Origin of the sequence: Nocardiopsis lucentensis DSM 44048, assembly GCF_000341125.1 — a bacterium.
Classification (GTDB): Bacteria; Actinomycetota; Actinomycetes; order Streptosporangiales; family Streptosporangiaceae; genus Nocardiopsis; species Nocardiopsis lucentensis.
Genome location: NZ_ANBC01000382.1, coordinates 1 through 1,159, shown reverse-complemented (window position 1 = coordinate 1,159; position 1,159 = coordinate 1). Strand labels below are relative to the sequence as shown.

At 75.2% G+C, this 1,159-nt stretch carries 1 protein-coding gene; it reads left to right on the top strand.

All coding sequences use genetic code 11. The annotated features are described in order from the left end of the window. Positions 1 to 101 precede the first annotated feature (101 nt). Entirely contained in the window at positions 102 to 989 is an 888-nt protein-coding gene (locus tag D471_RS0112935) for a type II secretion system F family protein (RefSeq protein WP_017599004.1), read from the top strand. Positions 990 to 1,159: the final 170 nt, after the last annotated feature.

Sequence of the window (1,159 nt, the reverse complement as noted above, 5' to 3'; positions counted from 1 at the left end):
GAGCGGCTCCCGGCGGCGCCGCCCAGCCCCGACACCCTGGACGCGCTCATGGAGGCCGGGTTCGACCCGGCCCTGCTCCACGCCGACGTGGAGGTCGGGGGGTGGACGTCGTGACCGCCTTCCTCCTGCTGGCCGCGTGCGGCGCCTTCGCGGGCGCCGGGATCTGGATCGCCGTGGTCTCGCTCCTCGTACCCGTGCCCGGGGCACGACCGGGGAAGCGGTCGCGTGTGTCGCTCACCGCGCTGCTCGACCGGAACCACCTCGTCCGTCTCGCCCTGGCCCTGGCGGTCGGCGGCGTCGTCTGGATCACCACCGGATGGCCGGTGGCGGGGGCGCTCCTCGCCGTGGGCGCCTGGTTCGCGCCGGTCATGCTCGGCCCCGATCGACACCACCAGCGCCAGGTCGCCGGAGTGGAGGCGGTCGCGGCGTGGACGGAGATGCTGCGCGACCTCATGGCCGGGGCCGCCGGACTGCACCAGGCCATCGCCGCCACCGTCCCCATCGCCCCCGAACCCATCCGTCCCGAGGTCGTCCGGCTCGCCGAACGGCTGCGCCTGGGCACACCGCCCCGGGACGCGCTTCGGGCGTTCGCCGACGAGGTCGACAACCCCACCGCCGACCTGGTCGCCGCGGCGCTCAGCAGTGCGACGTCCCGTCACGCGACCGACCTCGGCCTCCTGCTGGGCGGCCTGTCCGAGGCCGCACGCGACCAGGCCGCGATGCTGGTCCGGGTGGCGGCGAGCCGGGCACGCGTGCGGACCTCGACGCGCATCATCATCTCGGTGACCCTGGGCATGGCCGTGGTCCTGCTGCTGTTCAGCCCCGAGTACCTGGACCCGTTCGACGGGTTGGTCGGACAGGCGGTGTTCGCCGTGATCGGCCTGCTCTGGGTGACCGCCATGGTCTGGCTGGTCCGGTTGTCCCGCCCCCGACTCGGGCCGCGCGTGCTCACACCGGACACCGCGCGTGAGACGGAGGTGGTCGCGTGACCGCCGGCATCCCCGTGCTGGCAGTGGTGGGCGGAGCCCTCGTGGGCCTGGCGCTGTGGCTGGTACTGGCCGCGCGCTTCGCCCGGCCCAGCCTCGCCGAACGCCTCGCCGCCCCCGAACCCGCCCGATCCGCCCCGGCCCCGCACACGGACTCCGGCGGGTTGTCCGCG